Source organism: Streptomyces sp. NPDC096040 (assembly GCF_040303265.1).
Classification (GTDB): Bacteria; Actinomycetota; Actinomycetes; order Streptomycetales; family Streptomycetaceae; genus Streptomyces.
Genome location: NZ_JBEOTA010000086.1, coordinates 1 through 2,810, shown reverse-complemented (window position 1 = coordinate 2,810; position 2,810 = coordinate 1). Strand labels below are relative to the sequence as shown.

The window sequence follows — 2,810 nt, the reverse complement described above, 5'->3', positions numbered from 1 at the left end:
GCCTGGAAGCCGACCTCGCGAAGGCCCGCACGGTCATCGAGGTCCAGGGAAAACTCTCCGCGCTGCTCGACCAGTTCGCCACGGACAGCGCCCCGACCCGGAACGGCGAGAAGAACCAGTGACCCAAGCCCAGCTCGCGGCCGTGGCGTTCAACACCGCCCGCAACCAGGCCCTTGAAGAGCTCACCGGGCTGGTCGGACGCGTCCAGGCATGCGCCGCTCTCGGCGTGAGCCGTGCCACCTACTACCGCCAACACCGCCGAAGCCCCGCCCCGGCCAAGCCACGGCGGGAACGGCGCCGACACGCCCGCGCTCTCACACCCGAGGAGGAGATGCGGGTCCTCGACGTGCTCCATTCCCCGGGGTTCGCCGACATGGCGCCCGCCGAGATCTACGCGGTGCTCCTGGACCGGGGTGTCTACCTGTGCTCGGAGTCGACGATGTACCGGCTCCTGCGACGGCACGGGGAGGTCCGTGAACGCCGCCGCCAGGCGGTCCACCCACCCCGGACCGTTCCCGAGCTTGTCGCCGAGGGCCCGAACCGGGTATGGAGTTGCCGAGTAGCCGGGAGGAATCTCACCTCCCGGCCCTCACAGAACCGTGCGTAACAGTCGCCCGTTACACGGCTCTTGTCGCCCTGATCATCAGACCATCCAGAGCGCCATCGTCACGCGCCAGTGCGCGAACATGCCGGGGTATCGCTTCGCGATCTCCTGGAACTTCGCGATGGCCTTGCGCTTCGGCGCCAGCCGCTTGTACTTCTGTCGGATCCAGCGCACCAGATAGGCGTTGATGCGCCTCAAGACCGGGTTCATCTCCCACTGCCGGAAGCGGCCGTAGTAGTTGACCCAGCCCGCCACCACAGGATTGGTCCTGCGGGCGAGCTGCACGAAGGACAGGTCGGAGCGGGTGTGCAGTCGCCAGGACCGCACCTCCTGCCCCATCCTTTTCAGGGCTTCCTTACTGACGGCCGGCGTGAACGACAGGAACTGAACACCCTGTCGGTCACGGCTCAATCTGGCGTGGAAGGTGTAGCCCAGGAACGTGAACGCCTCGTGCTCGTGCGAGCCGCGGCGCTTGTCGTCCTTGCAGTACACGATCCGGGTCTTGTCCGGGTGCAGTTCCAGCCCGACCTCGACCATCCTGTTCCGGAGCGCGTCCAGGACCTCGCGGGCCTGACGCTCCGTGACGCAGTGCATGACCGCGTCGTCGGCATACCGCTCGAACTGGATGGTGGGGAACTCCCGGTCCATCCAGATGTCGAACGCGTAGTGCAGGAACAAGTTCGCCAAAACGGGAGATACCGGGGCTCCTTGCGGGGTTCCGCGCTCCCGCTGCCGCAGGGCTCCGTCGGGCATGACGAGCGGGGCGGCGAGCCACCTGCGCACGTACAACTTCACCCAGACGGCGTCGGTGTGTGCTTCCACGGCCTTGACCAGGAGGTCCCAGGGCACACTGTCGAAGAACCGGGCGATGTCGAACTCGACGACCCAGTCCCGTTTCCAGCTGCGTTCCCGGCATTTCTCCACGGCGTCCAAGGCCGACCGTCCGGGACGATATCCGTAGCTGTCCGGATGGAATACGGGTTCCACTCGCCGCATGAGATGCCGCGCCACAACGGTCTGCGCCACACGGTCCGCGACAGCGGGAATTCCGAGCATTCTCATGCCACTTCCGTGCGCCTTAGGAATCTCCACCGCACGCACCGGGGGAGGAAAGTAGGAGCCCGAAGACATCCGGTTCCAGACCTTATAGAGATTCCCTCTCAGGTCCTTCTCGAAGTCCTCGATGCTCTGCCCGTCCACTCCGGGCGCCCCTTTGTTTTCCCTGACTTCCTCCCATGCTTCCTTGATTTCCCACTTGGAGATTTCAAACGACTTGGTCTTCGACTTCAACTGGCTCACCGAACTCCTCCCGGAGTACTTCCGGTTGGTGCGATCAACTCAGTCACGAGCGACCCGTCCCCTTCGCTCCACCCCGATTACAGGGGCTTCAGCACTACTACGAGACGGTCCGCCAGCAGGGCCACGGGTCGGTACTCAGCTCCTGGCAGTTTCTGCTGCTCGGAGTCCTCCCTCTCGCCCACCATCCGGCGGGCAGTACCGGGCCCTGCCTTCTCCTGTTCCGTACGGATGCCGCAGACCGGGCTCACGTCGCCTATATGCCGGACGCCACCTGACCAATAGACGGGCTCCCGTCAGGCTCATCCCGAGATCTATCCCATACCCCGGTTTCGACGTCGTCTGATTGTGTTACGACACGTCAGCAGCGATTCACTTGCGTTCGTCTTCCCGGCCCCCACCTGACATCTCTTCCGATGCCTTTTCCTCATCGCTCACCACGACGGTCATTAACCAACGCAGCATGAGGTGGTTTGAAGCCTCCCCCCGCAGGGCGGCTTCGAAGGGCCAAAACCTTCATCATCCGTACAGCACCGCTTACTTGAAGCTGCCTACCGACACTTCCTTTCACGTTCAGGACACAAGGGACATCACGAAGCTGAAGGGGCCGGTCAAGGGCGTCTACTACTGCCTCTACACGATCATCGACATCTTCAGCCGCTACACGGTCGGCTGGATGATCGCCGCGCACGAGAACAAGGACCTTGCCGAGCGGTTTCTGTCCGAGTCGATCGCCAAGTACGGCATCGAACCAGGGCAGTTGACGATCCACTCGGACCGCAGGTCCCCGATGGTCGCGCAGAACGTTGCCCAGTTGATGGCCGGTCTCGGCGTCACCAAGTCGCATTCGCGGCCGAAGACGTCGAACGACAACCCGTACAGCGAGAGCCAGTACAAGACCCTGAAATAC

General features: G+C 63.6%; 2 protein-coding genes and 1 pseudogene. 2 read left to right on the top strand and 1 reads right to left on the bottom strand.

Annotated features, from left to right (window positions below):
- Positions 1-118 precede the first annotated feature (118 nt).
- Positions 119-607, top strand: coding sequence for a hypothetical protein (locus tag ABTY98_RS42050; RefSeq protein ID WP_502994503.1), 489 nt, complete (start codon positions 119-121; stop codon positions 605-607).
- Between the two features lie 36 nt (positions 608-643).
- Here the strand turns inward: ABTY98_RS42050 and ltrA are convergent, their stop codons facing one another.
- Positions 644-1,903: a group II intron reverse transcriptase/maturase gene (ltrA, locus tag ABTY98_RS42045; protein WP_352226453.1), complete on the bottom strand. Its 1,260-nt coding sequence runs from the start codon at positions 1,901-1,903 to the stop codon at positions 644-646.
- Positions 1,904-2,486: 583 nt separating this feature from the next.
- On the opposite strand from ltrA, the pseudogene ABTY98_RS42040 reads away from it, so the two are divergent.
- Positions 2,487-2,810 (top strand): annotated as a pseudogene (locus tag ABTY98_RS42040) (transposase); the annotation flags it as partial.